At 68.7% G+C, this 17,580-nt stretch carries 12 protein-coding genes; 4 read left to right on the top strand and 8 right to left on the bottom strand.

Features of this window, described 5'->3' with window-relative positions:
• Positions 1-4 precede the first annotated feature (4 nt).
• From IEX50_RS14745 to IEX50_RS14740, 3 genes are all read left to right on the top strand, one after another.
• Positions 5-784: a formate/nitrite transporter family protein gene (locus IEX50_RS14745; RefSeq protein ID WP_157176992.1), complete on the top strand. Its 780-nt coding sequence runs from the start codon at positions 5-7 to the stop codon at positions 782-784.
• Positions 785-849: 65 nt separating this feature from the next.
• Positions 850-972: a hypothetical protein gene (locus IEX50_RS17695; RefSeq protein WP_268237805.1), complete on the top strand. Its 123-nt coding sequence runs from the start codon at positions 850-852 to the stop codon at positions 970-972.
• The gene (locus tag IEX50_RS14740; protein WP_229674078.1) at positions 972-2,138 is read left to right on the top strand and encodes an MFS transporter; all 1,167 of its coding nucleotides are present in this window, start codon (positions 972-974) and stop codon (positions 2,136-2,138) included. Before IEX50_RS17695 ends, IEX50_RS14740 begins: the two co-directional genes overlap by 1 nt.
• 131 nt (positions 2,139-2,269) lie before the next feature.
• Here IEX50_RS14740 and IEX50_RS14735 read toward each other — a convergent pair whose 3' ends face one another.
• The 6 genes from IEX50_RS14735 to IEX50_RS14710 all read right to left on the bottom strand — a co-directional run bounded on the left by IEX50_RS14735 (position 2,270) and on the right by IEX50_RS14710 (position 13,051).
• Positions 2,270-2,761, bottom strand: coding sequence for a DUF4126 domain-containing protein (locus IEX50_RS14735; protein WP_157176993.1), 492 nt, complete (start codon positions 2,759-2,761; stop codon positions 2,270-2,272).
• A 162-nt stretch (positions 2,762-2,923) separates the two neighbouring features.
• Positions 2,924-4,447, bottom strand: a complete 1,524-nt coding sequence (locus IEX50_RS14730; RefSeq protein ID WP_221237647.1) for a family 8 glycosyl hydrolase — start codon at positions 4,445-4,447, stop codon at positions 2,924-2,926.
• 108 nt (positions 4,448-4,555) lie between these two features.
• Positions 4,556-7,600, bottom strand: a complete 3,045-nt coding sequence (locus tag IEX50_RS14725; protein WP_229674076.1) for a discoidin domain-containing protein — start codon at positions 7,598-7,600, stop codon at positions 4,556-4,558.
• Positions 7,597-8,991 carry a glucoamylase family protein gene (locus IEX50_RS14720; protein WP_157176994.1) on the bottom strand — a complete coding sequence of 465 codons (1,395 nt, stop codon included), beginning with the start codon at positions 8,989-8,991 and terminating at the stop codon, positions 7,597-7,599. The genes IEX50_RS14725 and IEX50_RS14720 overlap by 4 nt, the downstream gene beginning before the upstream one ends.
• Positions 8,992-9,044: 53 nt before the next feature.
• A complete protein-coding gene (locus IEX50_RS14715) occupies positions 9,045-12,020 on the bottom strand; it encodes a TonB-dependent receptor (protein ID WP_157176995.1) in 2,976 nt (991 codons plus the stop codon).
• A complete protein-coding gene (locus IEX50_RS14710; protein ID WP_157176996.1) occupies positions 12,017-13,051 on the bottom strand; it encodes a LacI family DNA-binding transcriptional regulator in 1,035 nt (344 codons plus the stop codon). The genes IEX50_RS14715 and IEX50_RS14710 overlap by 4 nt, the downstream gene beginning before the upstream one ends.
• Positions 13,052-13,194: 143 nt before the next feature.
• Between IEX50_RS14710 and IEX50_RS14705 the strand changes: the two genes are divergently transcribed.
• Positions 13,195-15,483 (top strand): glycoside hydrolase family 3 N-terminal domain-containing protein, encoded by a 2,289-nt coding sequence (locus IEX50_RS14705; RefSeq protein ID WP_157176997.1) that lies wholly within the window; start codon positions 13,195-13,197, stop codon positions 15,481-15,483.
• Here IEX50_RS14705 and IEX50_RS14700 read toward each other — a convergent pair.
• Positions 15,470-16,792, bottom strand: coding sequence for an MFS transporter (locus IEX50_RS14700; protein ID WP_157176998.1), 1,323 nt, complete (start codon positions 16,790-16,792; stop codon positions 15,470-15,472). The genes IEX50_RS14705 and IEX50_RS14700 overlap by 14 nt on opposite strands.
• 52 nt (positions 16,793-16,844) lie before the next feature.
• A complete protein-coding gene (locus tag IEX50_RS14695) occupies positions 16,845-17,573 on the bottom strand; it encodes a DUF6445 family protein (protein WP_157176999.1) in 729 nt (242 codons plus the stop codon).
• Between the last annotated feature and the right edge of the window lie 7 nt (positions 17,574-17,580).

Genomic DNA, 17,580 nt, shown 5'->3' with positions numbered 1-17,580 from the left:
GCCGATGTATGCACCCACCATCACCGGCTTTGCCGGCCGTGCGGCCGCGGAAGCGGTTGCGATCCGGCGGTCGCCCATGGGATTCTTCGTCGGTGCGATGCTGGCCGGGGCCTATATCGGCATCGCGATGATCCTGGCGATCAGCGCCGCTGCAGGCCTGCCGGCGGGCGTGCGGCCGCTGGTGATGGGCGCGACCTTCGGGCTTGGCCTCCTGCTGTCGGTGTTCGCGGGCGGCGAGTTGTTCACCGGTTACGTCATGTATCTGGGGTTCGGGCTGATGCGCCGGACGGTGCGGCCGGCCGACGCCGCGATGCTGATGGTCGTGGTCTGGGTCGGCAACCTGATCGGTGCGCTGATCCTGTCGGGCATCTTCATCGCAGGCGGCGGCGGGCAGGTGTTCGCGAACGCCAGCACGATGTTCGACGCCTATGCCGCGCACAAAGTGGAGGCCGATGCCATGACGCTGCTGGCCCGTTCGGTTCTGTGCAACTGGCTGGTTTGCCTGGCGATCTGGACGTCGGCGCGGGTGATCGGCGATGCGGCGAAGTGCATCGTCATGGCGTGGATATTGCTGGCGTTCGTCGCGGCCGGGTTCGAGCATTCGGTGGCGAACATGACCGCGCTGACGCTCGGGCTGTTCGCGCCGGGGGAGACGATCACGCTGGCGGGTGCGGTCCACAATCTGGTCTGGGTGACGCTGGGCAACATCGTCGGCGGGCTGGTGTTCGTCGTGGGTGCCTACGGCATCGCGGCGAAGACCGACGCCGAGCCCGCGAAGGCCTGACCCTACGCCGGGTAGTTTCGAACGAAAGCCTAGGGTGCGTCTTGCGGCGTGCCTATGTGCGGCGCATGACCAGGGTTCCTGCCGACGAAGCCGATGCGATCCGTTGCTGGAACTGCGCCATCCGATCGGGTGACAGGCGTGCCGTCGTGCCCGAGGGGTTGGTAGCGCCGACCGGCGACGCGTCTTGATGCCCGAACCGCATGCGCTGGGCACGATCGGCTACAGGCGATTGACGCTGGCGATGCTGTTCGCCGGGTTCGCAACGTTTTCGACGCTTTATTCCGTGCAGCCGTTGCTGCCGCTGCTGGCCGAGCGCTTCGCGTTGCGGGCGGAGGGGGCGTCGCTGGCGGTGTCGATGGCGACGGGGCCGCTGGCAGTCGGGATTCTGGTCGCAGGTGCGATGTCGGATCGGGTCGGGCGGCGGCCGCTGATGGTCGCGGCGATGCTGGCGGCGGGCGTCCTGACCATCGCGGCGGCACTTGCGCCGGGTTGGCATGCGCTGTTGGCGCTGCGGCTGCTCGCGGGGCTTGCGCTGGCCGGCGTTCCGGCCGTCGCCATGGCGTATGTCGCCGAGGAGGTGGACGCCGGCGCGGTCGGATCGGCGATGGGGCTGTATATCGCCGGCAGCGCGCTGGGCGGGATGGGCGGGCGGTTGATCGCTGGGCTGGTCGCGGATGTCGCGGGTTGGCGCTGGGCATTGGTCGCGGTGGGTGTTGCGGGGCTTGCTATGGCGGAGGCGTTCCGACGGCTTGCGCCGCCGTCCCGGCGGTTCACGCCCAGCGGGGGAGGGTGGCTGGACACGGTGCGAGATGCCGGACCGCTGTTCCGCGATCCCGGGCTGCGCCTGCTCTATGCGGAGGCGTTCCTGTTGATGGGGGTGTTCGTCTCGATCTACAACTATGCCGGGTTCCACCTGATGGCCACGCCTTATGGATTGGGTCAGGCGGCGGTCGGCGCGGTGTTCCTGCTGTATATTCTTGGCTCGGCGAGTTCCGCGTGGTTCGGCGGTCTGGCGGGCCGCCTCGGCCGGCGGCGGGTCTTCTGGGTGCCGACCGTCATCCTGATCGCGGGTGTCGCGATGTCCGGGGCGGCGCCGCTCTGGCTGGTGATCGCGGGGATCGGTGTGGTGACGATCGGGTTCTTCGGGGCGCATCGATCGCCAGCGCCTGGGTGGGACGGCGTGGCGGGGCACGGCGCGGGCAGGCCGCGGCCTGGTATCTGTTCTGCTACTATCTCGGGTCGAGTGTGCTCGGATCGGCGGGGGGGCTTGCGTGGACGTGGGGGGACTGGCCCGGCGTGCTGTGGTTCTGCGCTGCGCTTGGCGGCATGGCGCTGCTCGGCGGGTTGCTGTTGATCCGGGTCGCGCCGCTGGCCGAGCGAACGCTGTAGCCGCTCCAATCGATGCCAGGCCTGCCCCGTCGCTGTTCCAGACCGGGCCCTGATTAGGCCTCGGACGGGATGACGACCGGCGTCATCCCGTCCCGATTACCGAAGCGAGCTTGAACTCGTAACCGAACCGCGGCCGCGCGCCGGCATGGCGTTTGCGATGGCGTTTGCCGCGGCGAGAACCAGCGTATCCTCCGCGAACCCTGTTGCGGTCTGGCCCCAGCGGCTCATGGATTGCTTGCGCAGGGCCAGCCCGACATAGGACGACGCGATTGCCGCGCCCACGCCCAAAGCTGCGCCCGCCAGTTCCCGTTTCGGTGGCGCGAGCGTTGCGCCCGCAAAGCCGGCGGTGATGGTCCGGGCGAGCAGACCGAGGAACACGGTGCGGTCGGGTGCGGTCTTCGTCTTGTCGCCGACCATTTCGGCGACGGCCATGACGACACCGCCTGTGGCAAACAGCGGATGCGCCATCAGCCGCGCCGTGGCATTGTCGTACGGCAGCGTGCCGCGGCGGGCCGCGCCGGCCAAAGCTGACAGCGGCGTCATCGCGCGCTGTCCGGCGACGAGGCCCATGAGGATCGATCGAAACATGGCAGCTCCTTGGGTGTTGTCCCGAGGGTGGGGTCGTGAAAGCAACGATCCGCGCCGCCGATCCGATCCGGCCATTTCCGCTTCGTCGGCACCCCGCCCGGCCGGGACGGTGAACCGATCCGGACCGGCCGCCGCGGCGACACTGTTTCTATCGCGACGCGCTCAGCGCGTGGGTTGCGGCGCGGTGGCCGGCGCGATGATCCGGAATTCGCCGCTGAGGTGCATCATGCTCATCAGGTAAAGCATCCCGTCGAAATAGCGTTGCTCCCCGGTCGGGAGCGGCATGTCCCAGACGGTTTGCAGGAACGCCTTGGACACCGGGCCGGGCGTGGCCGCGAACCCGCCGACCGCGGTGGCGGCGACCATGCCGGACGAGTGCCGATCGGACAGCGGCTTGCCGTCGAGCGTGTAGCGGTCCGCGAACTTGTCGATCCCCTGCCCGAACAGGAAGGCCTGGTTGCGATCGCTCAGCGTCCGCTGGCGCGGATCCTTGCCGAACCATGACCAGTCGACCGACCAGTTGCTGACCGTCCGCCAGCTGTCGTAGCCGAATTCGACGGGCTTGCCGTCGCGCCCGATCAGGCGCGATCCGTCGAAGTTGCTGCGTTCGGGCGATAGCGCGGTCTTCGGTCCGACGACCTTCACGATCAGGTCGCGACTGACGTCCGCCGCCTTGCTCCAGAAAGCACGGTCCGCCTCCGGCCCCCAGCGCGACCACAGTTCGTAGAAGTGCGGCAGGTGATAGGACGCGTCGGTGGTATTGTTGCTGGTTTCCGGCACGAACCGGATCATGGCGTGGCTTTCCTCGACCATCGGCCCGACCGTCACCGGCCGGTTCGGTCGCGTCGTCCCGAACATCGCAGGCGGCCAGGGCTCGCCCTTCTTCGCGGCCTCGGCGGCGGCGGTGCGGTTGTTGGGGCTGGGCCAGGGCGTGCTCGGCTGGACGAAGGGCGGTCCGTCCGGGTGGATCCGGAACGGGCCGGTGCCGGTCATGACGGCGCGGTGGCGCATGTTCGACAGGATCTTGTCCGCCTCCGCCTTGTAGTCGTAAATGCCCGTGCCGTTCCCCCAGCGGTTCGCGGCGAAGTAGAGCGCCATGACATAATATTCCTCGCCGTCCGGCGCGGCGCCGACGGATCGCGGCGAGCCGTCGGTGCTCATCGACCAGGCGAAATAGCCGAAGGACGGGTTTTGCGGGTCGGTCACCTGCATGTGGGTCTTGGACCAGTTCCAGAGTGCGTCGAACTCACGCTTCTTGTCGAGCTGGACGGCGATCATCATGCCGTAGCTCATGCCCTCCGACCGCGCATCGTTGTTCGCCCAGTCGGTGACGTAGGCGAGCGTGCCGTTGGCGTTGGCCCCGGTCTCGAAATAGACCGTCTCCTCCTGCCCGTCGCCGTGGAAGAAGCGCTGGAACGCCTGCTCGATCCGGGCATGCGTTTCCTGTGGCGTCTTGCCGAGCTGTTCGGCGAACAGATTGCGGTAGCGGCCTGTGGCGAAGGCGCCTGACCCGTCTCCCGGGAACCGCTTGATCCGGCCGAGCGGCGCGTTGGTGTGAACCTGCTCGCCCCATCCGTTGGTCGCGGGGGCGGGCTTGGCTGCCGGCTGCGCGACTGGCTGTGCATTGGCGGAACCGGCCAGCAGCATGATCGCTGCGATCGCGAAATGTCTTGTTCGTCCTGCCACGTCCGTCCCCCGTCACGACGGCGTCTTCGGCCGGCTTCCATGCATGTGTGGCATGGCGGCGCAGGAAGCGAAAGGCGTTTAGCGGCAGGGGGATAGCGTCGCGATGGTCTAGCGGAGGGGCCTCCATTCGATTTGAAGCGGGGTTGATTTCATCACGTGAAGTTTCCCGTCACGAGGCTGGACGACTTTGCCGTTGATCCGGGCCGGGCCGGGTTTGCCGGACAATGGCCAGGGGATCACGAACCCACCGGGTGCGGCGATGTCGCCGGCGATGGTCATCAGCAGCGTGCCGCCTGCTTCGCGGGCGGAGAGATCGAGCGTGCCGTAAGGCGTGCGCAGTCCCTTGATCGACGATCCGGTGCCCAAGAGCCATTTATGGTCGAGACCGGCCGCAACGACCACCGCACCCTCGTCGGTGCGAACATAGGCGAAGAGATCGAGCGCGGCGCGGATGAAGTCGGACGCGACCCAGGCGTGCGGCATGTCGCCGATGAAGCGGATTTCGCGCGGGTCGCGCCCGACCACCTCGGCCCAGCCGTTCCACGCCGCCGGGCGGCGATCGGCCATGTAGGCGGCGAGCAGGTCGTTGGCGCGGTTGCGCTGCCGCAGCCGGACGAGGGCCGAGACGTTGCGCAGTTCGTAGGGCGTGTAGTCGGCCCAGGTCGCGTCCGGGCGGGTGCGGGCCATGACGCGGGCATATTGGCGGTCGAACGTATTGGCGAGCAGGCGGGGGTCGAGCCGTGCTTCCTCGCCCGCCGGGTCGAGCGCCATCGTGGTGGAGGTTGCGTCGAAATCGCCTAGGCTGGTGGCGCCGGGGATGAAATCGATGCCGAACCGGCGCGTCGAAGCGGTGATGGCGGCGCGGATGTCTTGAGCGAACTGGTCGCGCTGGACGGCGATGGTGGCGGCCTCGGGACGGCCGAGGACGGTGGCGGCGAAGGTGGCGTCCTTGTAGCCGGTGAGCGCCCAGAAATTGTCCCACAGGCTGTATTGCGCTTCGGCCGAATAACCTTCGTGGCTGATCGACGGGGGCATGAGGCCGTACAGGTGGCGGCGGTCGGGGGTCAGGTTGGCGGGCGTCTGTTCGGATTGACGCTGGCCCTCCATGTAGCGGCGGGCGGCGTCGAGTTTCGGCCAGTCGCGGGCGAGCGCGGGGCGGTCGCCGGTGTAGCGGTAGAGCTGTGTCACGAGGTGGATATATTCGCCCTGGCTGTCGTTTTCGGGCACCGGATCGGGACCGCGCGCATCGACGCAGCAGGGGACCTTGCCATTGCCGAACAGCTTCGTCCCGTACCAGTCGGCGAAGGCGCGAACCGGGGCGGGGTGGCCGAGGCGGAGCAGCGTGTCGCCCATCATCGCGCCGTCGCGGATCCAGCTGCGGTCGTAGGAGCGCGTGCCGGGTTTGAGCGCGGGGCCGTCGCGGCTCATCAGAATGTGGGCGAGCGCAGTGCGGACGGTGTCGGCGACGGCTTGCTTGGATGGGGGGACGGTGATCGCGACCGTGCCGAGCGTGCGCTTCCAATAGGCGGCGGTGGCGGTTTCGGCGGCATCGAAAGCTGCGGTGGTGGGAGTGGTGTCGCCGCCGATCACGAGGGGAATGTCGAGCGTTTCGCCGGGGGCTAGTGTGCGTTCCCAGTCTAGGGTGGCGGAGGCGAGACGGTCGGGGTCTTCGACTGTCGTTGCGTGGCAGACGGTCGTGTCGTCCGCGAGGGCGCCTTGGGTGAAGGGGCGGAGCGCGACCGAGTTGGGTTTGGTAAGCGGGTAGAGCGTACGGACGGGGACGGGATCGCCGGCGATCGCGGCGGGGGTGGTGACGGCGAGGTGGCCGGCGGTCCAGGCGATGCGCGAGATCGGGCTGACGCCGCCCTGCTGGCTGAGGAATTGCGCGGGCGGGTTCACTTGGAACGGGCGGACGGCGATGCGCAGGCGGAGCGTGCGGGGGCGGTTGCCGGTATTGGTCAGGCGCCAGCGGGCGAGGAGCCGTGCGGTGGCGTGGTCGGCGACGAGCGTCGTGGTGAGCGACCAGCCGTCGGCGCGCCAGTCGACCGCGGGCATCGGGAGCGAGCCGTCGCGCAGGCGGTGCGTCGCGGTGACGTCGGCCCAGCCGAAGCGCTTGCCGTCGGCGATAACGGAGGGTTCGAGCGAGAAGCCCCCGCGCGCGACCTCGATCGTACCGTCCTCGCCGATCAGGCCGGACCCGCCGCCGCCGTCGGTCGCGACAAGCGTCCAGTAGGATTGTTCGGTGAAGCCGCGCGGGTAGGTGCCGCGCGGGGCCGTCTTGGCGAGTGCGGCGATCATCGCGTTGGGGGGGGTGCCCCAGGCGGGGGGCATGACGTCCAGTTCGGCAAGGTCGGGCGCGCCGGGGGCGGTGATGCGCAGCCAGCGTGTTTCGGTGTCAGGGAGCCGGACGGGGTCGGTGCCGCCGTCGCCGTTCGTGACGGTGCGCAGGGCGTGCCAGCGGCGGCCGTCGTCGGAGGCGTCGATCCGGTAGCTGGTGGCGGGCTTGCGGCCCCAGTGGAGGGTGAGGCCGCCGAGTTCCTTGCGGCCGCCGAAGTCGATCGTCAGCGGGCGGCGCAAGGGGGCGAGCGTGTCGCGGTGGCCGTCGAGCGCGCGCGGGTCGCTGGCGCGCGGTGGGGGGAGCGGGACGGGGGGCGGGAGCGGTTCGAAGGTGAGTTCGTCGATGGTGATGCGGCCGGCTCCGCCGTCGCGGCCGCGGACGACGACGATCTCCAGCGACACGGTCTTGCGCAGCGTCTTGTCGGTAGTGGGGCCCCAGGCGAATTCCAGGTCGCGCGGGCGGATGGTGATGGTCTGGCCGTCCGGGGTGGGGCGGAAATTGCGGCGCTGGACCCACCAGACGTTCGTGCCGGCGGCGTCGCTGAACTTGATCTGGAGATCGTTGACGCCGCCGGTGCCGCGGATGCGGAGGCGCAGCGCGTAGTTGGCCGGCCAGTCGAGCGGCAGCGCGCGGCGCGCGACCGCGTAGCCGGAGACCTTTGCGAAGTCGTAGTCGAGGTCGAGCGCGCCGCCGGTGATGGCGACCTGCGACGAGACGCCGTCCGAGGCGGCGGAGGTCCAGGCGGCACCGCCCCGGATCAGGTCGCGCGGGGCGGGCTGGGCAGCGAGCGCGGCGAGCAGGAGGGGGAGCATCATGCGAGCCAGCCGCCGGTGAAGCCCGCGCGGGTGAGGCCGCGGCGGATGGCGGGGCTGCGGCGCATCGTCTGCCAGACGAGGCCGGAGCGGTGGTTTTCGATCATGCCGACGATCGGCCCCTGATCGATGCCGAGATAGTCACCGTCGACCCAGCCGATGCCGGGCACGATGCGGCCATGGTAGAGCGGCGCGGTGGTGTCGGTCAGCGTCGGGTTGAACGAGTCGAGGAAGCCGTAGCGCCCGTAAATGCCGCGGCCGTAACGCGCGTGCATCGCGGTGACGGTGGGCAGCACGATCTCCGGCGCGAATGCGATCGAGCCGAGCGCGGCGGTGGGGGCGATGGTGCCGTCGTCGCGGTCCGCGGGGCCGCGGGCGGAGTAGGAGAAATAGGCACGCTGGCGGTCGCCGGTCGTGATCAGGAAGTCGCCGGGTCCGTCGCAGGCGGTGAGACCCCAGCAGTCCGGGCCGTACCCGGTCCAGCGGCCGGTGTTCCTGATGGCGTAGGTCTGTTGCCCGTAGGTCGCGCGGCGGCTGTTCTCGAAATAGTCGATGCCCTTGCCGGCGATATAGCCGTCGCGGATCCCGCGGAAATCGATCCAGAGATGGCTGTACTGGTGGCCGAACAACGGCGGGAAATGGAGGTGCGGGTTGTCCGATCCGGTCGTCCAGCTGGGTTCGAAGCGCGCGGACCAGCCCTGCCACGTGCCGTCGGGCAGCGGGTGCGTGGGCGAGCCCATCGCAAGCACGTAGAGGAGCATGCCCTCGTTGTAGATGTCCCAGTCGCTCTTGATGAACCCAGTTTCAGGGTGCCAGCCCATCGAGAGGAAGGGCGCGTTGCGGACCGCCCAGGCCCAGTCGACCGCGCCGTAGAGCTGGTCGGCGAGCGTGCGGATCGCGACCTCGTCCGGATGGTCGCCGTCGTACCAGCCGGCGGCGAACAGCACGCCGCCCATCAACAGCGCGGTGTCGACGGTGGACAGTTCGGTGCGGCCGAAGCGGAGGCCGGTCTGGCTGTCGAGGAAGTGGTAGAAGAAGCCCTTGTAGCCGGCATTGGTGTGCGGGTCGGGACCTTGCGGAGCGGCGGCGAAGAAGCGGAGCGTGGCGAGCGTACGCTTGCGCGCGGCGGCGCGGCTGATCCAGCCGCGGGCGACGCCGATCGGGTAGGCGGTCAGCGCGAAGCCGACCGCCGCGATCGACGCGAAGGAGGGTGTCGGCCAGCGATCTGGCGCGAGGCCGGTGCGTAAATCGGTGGTGTCCCAGAAGAAGCGAAAGGTGCGATGCTGGATATCGTCGACGAGCCGTTCGGGCGTGAGCGTAGCGGCTTGGGCAGGAAGCGCGAGGCCCGCGGCCGCGAGGCCAGCGGACCCGATGAACTGACGGCGATCGATCAAGATGAGGTTCCCGGACTATGCCGGGGCGACACCGCCGCCCCGGCCCAAGCGGATCAGAAGCGGTAGCCCATCCGGAACTGGATGCGCCGCGGCAGGGTGAGCGCGCTGGACCCTGTGCGCGCGTTCGCCGCGTCGAGCGGATCGGTGTTGCTGAAGAAGCCGTCGAAGCCGCTTGGGTTCTTGGTGTTGAACGCGTTCAGCACGTCGACCGCGAGTTCGACCTGGTCCTTCGACCCGAACAGGTTGAATTTGTTCGCCAGCGTCACGTTGACTTCGCAGAAGGCGAACACGCCGCCGATGCAGTTCTTTTCCGGGTAGGCCGCGGTGTACACCAGTTGCCCGGTGTCCGATCCGTTGCGCGCATCGGTGACCTGATAGGCTTGTCCGCTGCCCAGCGTGGTGAGCGTCGACAGCTGGAAATTGTAGGGCAGATCGACGATGCCGGACAGGACGAGCCGGTGACGTTCGTCGCCCGAGCGGCGCCGCCAACCGTAGGCGTCGGGCGTCACCGCATCGAGGCTGAACAGATCGCCGCCATTCTGTTCGGATTCGGACAGCGTGTAGGCGATGTTGAAGCCCCAGCCGGACGATTTCGAATAGTTCTTGTCGAGCGTGAAGTAGACCGCCTTGTACCGCGTATCGAGCCCGTCGAGGCCGATGATGACGTTCGAATACCCGTTGGCGACCGCGACAGCGGTGTCGCAGCAATTGCCGAGGCCGTTATTCTGACGCGTCGCGTAGATATTTGTGTAGCCGTGGCGGCCGCGCTGGTAGGAGCCGGTGACCGACGCCTGGAAGATGCCGATCTTCTGACGCACGCCAAAGCTGGCCTGGTCGTTGACGGGCGGGCGGGTGTCGTTCTTAACCGCGTAGAGTTCGGGCAGGCCCTGCGTCGAGCTGGCGGCGAGCGCGAGCAGGCCTTCGCGGGTCAGGTAGGATGCGTCCCACTTGATGGTCGGCAGGCCGGATCGTGGTGCGCCGTCCGACGAGAAGCGGAAGACGCCGACGGGGTTGATCGTGCGCGACTGTTCATCGACCGTGTTGTTGAAGTTGTTGCGATCATAATAACGCCCGAACCCGCCGAAGATGACGGTCGACTGGTTGTCGTTCACGTCCCAAGAGAAGCCAACGCGTGGGGCGATTGCCCTCTCGAACGGATCGCGGTTCTTGCCGGTCGAGATATAGTCTTCCGCGTTGAAGTAATAGGTTTGCGGCAAAGCGCGCAGCGTAGCGGCGGCGGCCTCGGATGTAATGTATTGGTTGTTGTTGCCGTTGGTTTCGTAATCCCAGCGTACGCCGAGGTTGAGCTGGAGTCGGCCGGTGACGTCCCAGTCGTCCTGCAGATAGACGCCGTACTGGGTGTTCGATCCGTAGATGCGGCCGTTGCCGAGGCCAAGCCGCGCCTCCGCCGGGAAGGCGAAGCTGGTGTCGTCGGCGGTGTTGTCCGGCGTGCCCGCCTGATCGATGCGGTAGGTGTAGCGCGGCTGGACGTACGCGTTATTGTTGAATTCGATGTCGGTCACCTCGGCACGCAGGCCGAATTTGATCGCGTGGTTGTCGATCCCTGTATAGGTGAAGTCGTCACGGATCGTGTAGCCCTGCTGCACCTCGCGCCGGGTGGAGTCCTTGCCGCCGAAGACCAGGACGGATTCATAATCGAAAGTCGCCAGATCCGGATTTATCGACGTCGGGCGGAACGAGTAGTTCAGATAGTTGAGGTTGACCTCGTTGACGAAATTATCGCCAGAATAAGTCCATTTCAGCAGGTAGGTGTCGACCTTGTTGCGCTTGTTCTCGGCATTTTCATACGAGACGTTGCCGCCGAAGCCCTGGATGTCGGTTTCGGTGCGGCGGCTGAACGAAAAATCGAAAACCTGGCGATCGTCCGGCGTCATGGTCAGCTTGCCGAAGTAGAAGTCGCCGCGGAACGGACTGACATAGGCGCCTTCGAAGTCCGCGAGGCGGCGGCCGGAGAATTGTTCGAACTGCGCCACCGCGGCGGCCGAACCGGTCGAGTTGACGTTGAACGCGCGGTTCTGGTCATTGCCTTCGTAGGTGAGGAAGAAGAACAGCTTGTCCTTGATGATCGGGCCGCCGAGCGAGACGCCGTATTGCTTGCGTTCGAATGCGGGCTTCGCGTTGCCGTCGCGCTTGTCGAGGAAGCTGGTCGAGCTGAGGCTGCGGTCGGTGTACTGACCGAAAGCTTCGCCGTGGAATTCGTTGGTGCCCGATTTGGTGACGGCGGTGATGATCGCGGCGCCGGCCTGTTCATATTCGGCCTTGTAGTTCTGCGTCAGGACGCGGAATTCCTGGACGGCGAGCTGACCGAACGGGTTGCCGCGGCTGTTCTGCTGCCCCGCGACGCCGCCTTCGCGGATCTTGTTCTTCAGGCTGACGCCGTCGATGAAGACGTTGACCTGGCTGGCGGTGGACGCGCCGGACGTAAAGCTCTTGTCCGTCTCGCTGTCGTTGTAGCGGACGCCGGGCGCGAGTGCGGCGAACGACAGGAAGTTGCGATCGGTTTGCGGCAGCGTGCGGATCTGTTCCTGCGTGATGTTCGTCGCGATCTCGCTGGTGCGGGTTTCGCTCAGGCGGGTGCCGGTGACGACGATCTCCGCCCCGTCGCCGGATGCGGGGGCGGCGGCACCGGGGGCGTCCGGGGTGCCGGGTGCGGCGGCCGCGGCGGGGGCGGCGAGTGTGGCGTCGAGCGACGCGGACTGGCCGATCGCGACGACGATCAGCCGTTCGAACGTGGCGGCGCCCTGGCCCGTGATCGTGATGCGGTATTCGCCGGGGCGTAGGCCGTTCAGGATGTAGCGGCCGGACGGATCGCTGACCGCGCGATAGGTCTGGTTGGTCGCGGTGCTGACCGCCGCGACGGTGGCGCCGACGACGGGCGTGCCGCCGTTGCCGCTGACCTGACCGCGGATCGACGCGGTCGACGTCTGCGCGGCGGCCGGCACGAATGCGATGCCGCCGCTGGCCAGCATGGTGGCCCCGGCGAGTGCCAGTCTGAAGTTCCTGCTCATGGTCTGCGCTCCCCTTTTGAATGCCCCGTTTCGAGGCTTGGTTGATCTGTGCTGTCCCGGACGACGAGCGTCGGGAGGATGGGCTGGATGCCGTCGGACCCGTCCGAGTCGCCGTCGATCAGCGCGGCGAGGCCGGCGACGGCGCGGGCGCCCATGCCGGCGATGTCGATGCGGACCGTGCTGAGCGCCGGCGTGAGCAGCCGGGCGAGCGGGATGTCGTCGAACCCGGCCACCGCGACACGGTCCGGCACCGCAACGCCGGCGCGTTTCATCGTCATGAGCGCGCCGACCGCCATCATGTCGTTGGCGGCGAAGATCGCGTCGACCTGATCGAGGTCGGCGAGCAATGCGTTCGCAGCGGCGATGCCGGCCTCCTGATGGAAGTCGCCGGGCAGGACGCGGACGGACAGGCCGGCGCGCGCGGTGGCCTGCTCGACCCCGCGGCGACGCTCGACCGCGTCGAGGTTGGTCGCGGGGCCGGCGATGTGGACGATGCGGCGGCGGCCGGTAGCGATCAGGTGATCGGTCATCGCGGCGGCACCGGCGACATTGTCGACATGGAGCGTGAGGTGCGGGCTGCCCTCGACCGTGCAGTTGATCAGGACGGCGGGCACCCCGGCGGGCAGGTTGGCGGCCAGTTCGTCCGCGGGAATGTGCGGCGCCATCACGCAGAGCCCGTCGACACGCCCGCGCATCGTCTGGAGCGCGGTGACGTGGCGGCCGGGCCTGTCGTGCATCACGGTGAGCAGGAGTTGCAGGTCGCGCGACGAGGCTTCGCGGTCCATCCCGCGCAGCAGTTCGGAATAATATTCGCCGTGCAGGTCCGGCAGGACGATGCCGATCGCCCCGGCGCGGGCGAGGCTGAGATTGCGCGCGCCGGCGTGGGGGACGTAGCCGAGCAGTGCGGTCGCCTGTTCCACGCGCAGCCGGACGGCGGGGCGGACATTGGTGTGACCGTTGAGGACACGCGACACCGACGCGACCGATACATCGGCTTCGCGGGCGACATCACGGATCGTGGCATGCGGCATCAGTTTCGTTCGCTCCCCTTGCCCGCGATCTTTGTCGCCGAAACCGGTCGATGCCGGATCATAAGGCTTGCTGTAACCGGTTACAGAAACTTAGAGAGGGATTCAATACTTTCCACCGATACGGTGGTCGGGAGGGGGATCCGATGAGCGAGCGGCAGGTTTCACGGCGCGGATTGATGATCGGCGCGGCGGCGACGGCGGCCTGGGCGGCGTCCCCGGTGCGCGCGATGCTGTCAGAGGCCGGGGGGCGTGCGCTGCCCGCGAAGGTCGAGGCGTTGGTCGCGCAGATGACGGTGGCGGAGAAGGCGGGGCAGCTGACGCTGATGGCCGCGACCTGGGCGGGCGGTGCGGCGACGGCGCTGAACCCCGCGGCGGGCACGTCGACGTTCGAGACGCAGCTGGGCGAGGTGCGCGCCGGCAGTCTGGGTGGGGTGTTCAACGGCAATGGCGCCGCGATGGCGCGGCGGATGCAGAGCGTCGCGATGCGCGAGGCGCGGGTGAAGATCCCGTTGCTGTTCGCGGCCGACATCATCCACGGGTTCCGCACGGTGTTCCCGGTGCCGCTGGCTGAGGCGGGCAGTTTCGATCCGGAGCTGGCGCGCCGGACCGCGCGGGCGGCGGGGGCGGAGGCGGCCGCATCGGGCATCGACTGGACGTTCGCCCCGATGGTGGACATCGCGCGCGACCAGCGCTGGGGTCGCGGGGTCGAAGGCGCGGGCGAGGACGTCCTGCTCGGGCGGATGATGGCGGACGCGCGGGTCCGCGGGTTCCAGGGGGAACGCGGGCTGGCCGCGCCGGACGCGGTGGCATCCTGTGCCAAGCATTTCGCGGCCTATGGCGCGGGCGAGGCGGGGCTGGACTACAACAGCGTCGATATCTCCGAACGGACGCTGCGCGACGTGTATTTCCCGCCGTTCCAGGCGGCGCTGGCGGCCGGTGCGCCGACCGTGATGGCGTCGTTCAACGAGATTTCGGGGGTGCCGGCGACCGCCAATCCCTGGCTGCTGACACAGGTGCTGCGCCGGGAATGGGGGTTCGGTGGGCTCGTCGTGTCGGACTATACCGGCGACGAGGAGCTGATCGCGCATGGGTTCGCAGTGGACGCGCGCGAGGCGACGAAGCTGGCGTTCATGGCGGGCGTCGACATGAGTATGCAGTCGGCGTTCTACCGGCTGCATTTGCCCGACCTCGTCGCGAAGGGCGAGGTGCCGATGGCGCGGCTGGACGAGGCGGTGCGGCGCGTGCTGGCGCTGAAGGTCGCGCTCGGGCTGTTCGACGATCCGTTCCGGCGGATCGACCCGCGGCGCGAGAAGACGCGCGTGCGGACCAAGGCGACGCTGGCGCTGGCGCGCGAGGCGGGGGCGAAGTCGATCGTGATGTTGCGCAACGAGGGCGAGATCCTGCCGTTGCCGCGTGCGGGCAAGCGGATCGCGCTGATCGGGCCGTTCGCGCAGGGGAAGCATGACCTGATCGGGCCGTGGAACGTGTACGGGACGGATGCCGAGGCGGTCGATCTGGCGACCGGCGTGCGCGAGGCGGTGGCCGATGCCGGTAGCGTGACCGTGGCGGACGGCAGCGGGATCGACGCGCCGATCGCGGGCGGGATCGATGCCGCGGTGGCGGCGGCGCGCGCGGCGGACTTCGTCGTGCTGGCGATCGGTGAGAGCCAGGCGATGTCGGGCGAGGCGCAGAGCCGGACCGACATCGTGGTGCCGGCAGCGCAAATGGCGCTGGCCGAGGCGGTGATCGCGGTGGGCAAGCCGGTTGTTGTGCTGCTGTCCACCGGGCGCGGGCTGGCGTTGTCGGGCGGGGTGCTGACTGCGCCGGCGGTGCTGGTGACGTGGTTCCTGGGGTCGGAGGCGGGGCGGTCGATCGCGGACGTGCTGTTCGGAATCGTCGGGCCGTCGGCGCGGCTGCCGGTCAGTTTCCCGCATGCGACGGGGCAGGAGCCCTATCATTACGGGCACAAGAGCACCGGGCGGCCGAACGGGCCGGGGCCACTGGCGCCGTACAAGGCGCATTACCGCGAGTATGCGAACGATGCGGCGTTCCCGTTCGGGCATGGGCTGACCTACGGGCGGATCGGTTATACGGGGCTGGATCTGGGCGGCGGGCGGTTGTCGGCGGCCAGCACGCTGACCGTGTCGGCGACGGTGACCAACAGCGGGACGCGCGCGGCGGACGAGGTGGTGCAGCTGTACGTTCAGGACGTGACGGCGAGCATCACGCGGCCGGTGCGCGAGTTGAAGGCGTTTCGGCGCGTGACGCTGAAGCCCGGCGAGTCGCGGGTCGTGTCGTTCCCGATCCGGCGGGCGGACCTGCTGTTCGTCGGGGGCGACCTGCAGCCCACGGTGGAGCCCGGGCGGTTCCGGCTGTGGATCGCGCCGTCGGCTCAGGCGGAGGGGGTGACGGGCGAGTTCATGCTCGCTTGATCGGCGCGGGCGGTTCCCGCTGCGCGCGCAGAGCGGCGATCGTGCCGCGGCGAAGCGGAAGGCGGAGGACGGCGAGCGCACAGACCGCGATCAACAGCGCCGGGCCGCCGAGCATCAGCCAGTGGATCGCGTGGATCGTGGCCGCGGTCTGCGCGGCGCCCGCCACGAAGCCGTTCGCCTGGTAGGTGGCACCGATCAGCAAGCCGGTGCCCGCGAGCGCCGCCTTCTGCACGAAGGCGAAGGCGCCGAACGCCAGCGTTTCGGCCCGGATGCCGTCATGCGCCTCGCCCCAGTCGATGCTGTCCGGCACCAGCGACCAACCGGCCAGTCCGAAGCAGGCAAAAGCGACAGCAAGCGCCGTGATCGGCAGCGCACCGTCGCGTCCCGACGCCGCAACCGCGCCGAGGCACAGGATTGCGAGCAGGATCGCGCAGAGCCATGCGGTGCGTGCCCCGGTCCGCTGTGCGAGCACGGTCCAGGCCGGCAACGCGACCGCGCCGGCAACGGCCATCGCGGCCAGAACCTGCGGGCCGCGCGCGGTGTCCTGCACCACGTAGCGGAAATAATAGGGGATGGACTGGCTGAGCAGCAGCGTCGCCGCGCTGCCCGCCGCGGCCGCGACGTTGAGCAGGACGAAGGCGCGGTTGCGGACGAGCGCGGCGAATTGGGGACGCAGGGCGGTTGGCGCCATGGTCGCGGGTCGGACCGGCTCGGGTACGATCCAGACGACGATCAGCAGCAACGGCGTCGCCACCAGGACGAACAGGGCCGCGGCGTGGGACCAGCCAACCGCGGCCGGCGACGCGCTGCGTTCCGCGAGCCAGGGCAGGCCGAGGGCGACGAGCATCGCGGCGGCCGCACCGAACATCATCCGCATGCCGGTCAGCATCGTGCGGACCGAACTGCGGTCGCTCAACCGCGCCGTCCAGGCGGCATAGGGCGTGTTGGTGGCGGCGTAGAGCGTTCGGAAGACGATCTGCAACAGCAGCAGCGCGACCGCCGACCGCGCGGTGTGCGCGAACATCAGGACGAACGCACCGCCCAGCGGAACCGCGCCCCAGCCGATCATCCGCCGATACGAGACCCGCGTCCGTTCGATGATCGCCGCGACCGCAAGATCGGCCACCCCATCCCAGAGCGCGCCGATCATGAACACCGTCCCGGCGATGGCGGGCGGAAGGGCGAGGACGTCGATGTAGAAGTACAGCAGGTAGAGCGTCACACCCTGCCAATAGAGGTTGAACGCGAAATCCCCGGTCGTGAAGACGAACAGCGACACGGCCGACGGCGTGGATCGCCTAAACGTCATGCGGGGCTCCGGGAAGTTTTACAGGCGACGGTCAAACCGTGTGACGGGCGATTCAGGCCGGGTCACCGACGGGGCTGAACGTTACGAAGATGTTGGCGGTCAGCCGGCCGAGCCGCGGATCGGGCGAAAGGCGCTGCGGTGCCAGGATGCGCCCGGAATGGAGCACGTTGCTGCGGTAGACGATGACGCGGTTGAACGCGGCGTCGACCTCGGCGGTCTGTTCGAACCAGGGTTCGCCGTCCGCGACGTAGCCCGCCGCCCAGCCTTCCTGTGCGCGGATTGCCAGGAAGGCATCCTTGCGGTCGTCCGTGATCGTTTCGAAGCCGGTCGCGCGGTGGCGGTAGAAGGCGGTGCCGCCGAAGTCGGCCTGCGAGAGGTAGTGCAGGATCGCGAACTGATGCCCGTCGGTGGAATCGACGTGCGGCGCGCGTTGCGGCGGGGTGAGCCGGTCCGGCGGGAGCGTGACGATCGAGAAGGCGCATTCCGCCTTGGTGACCGCGACCGGGCCGAGGCCGAATGCCTCCCGCACGGGACCGATCAGCGTCCGGATCATCGCGTCGGTGTAGGCACGCGGTGCAGCGGCGCGCAGTCCGGGATAACCGCCGGCCGGGGTGAAGGCCGGCGTGAACGGAGCGTCGTGGGCGATCCGCAGCAGATCTTCCGGGTTCGAGAGCATGTTGTCGACCAGCAGGAGCGGCGCCTGCTCGGTGCCGATCGTGGACGAGGCGGAGCGCATGCGCGATGCGGGCGGGGACTGGCTCATCGCCTCGGCATACCGCATGGCACCG

It is taken from the genome of Sphingomonas prati (assembly GCF_014643515.1).
Lineage (GTDB): Bacteria > Pseudomonadota > Alphaproteobacteria > Sphingomonadales > Sphingomonadaceae > Sphingomonas_R > Sphingomonas_R prati.
Note: the sequence above shows the minus strand (reverse complement) of the source record. Positions and strands in the feature narration are given on the sequence as shown.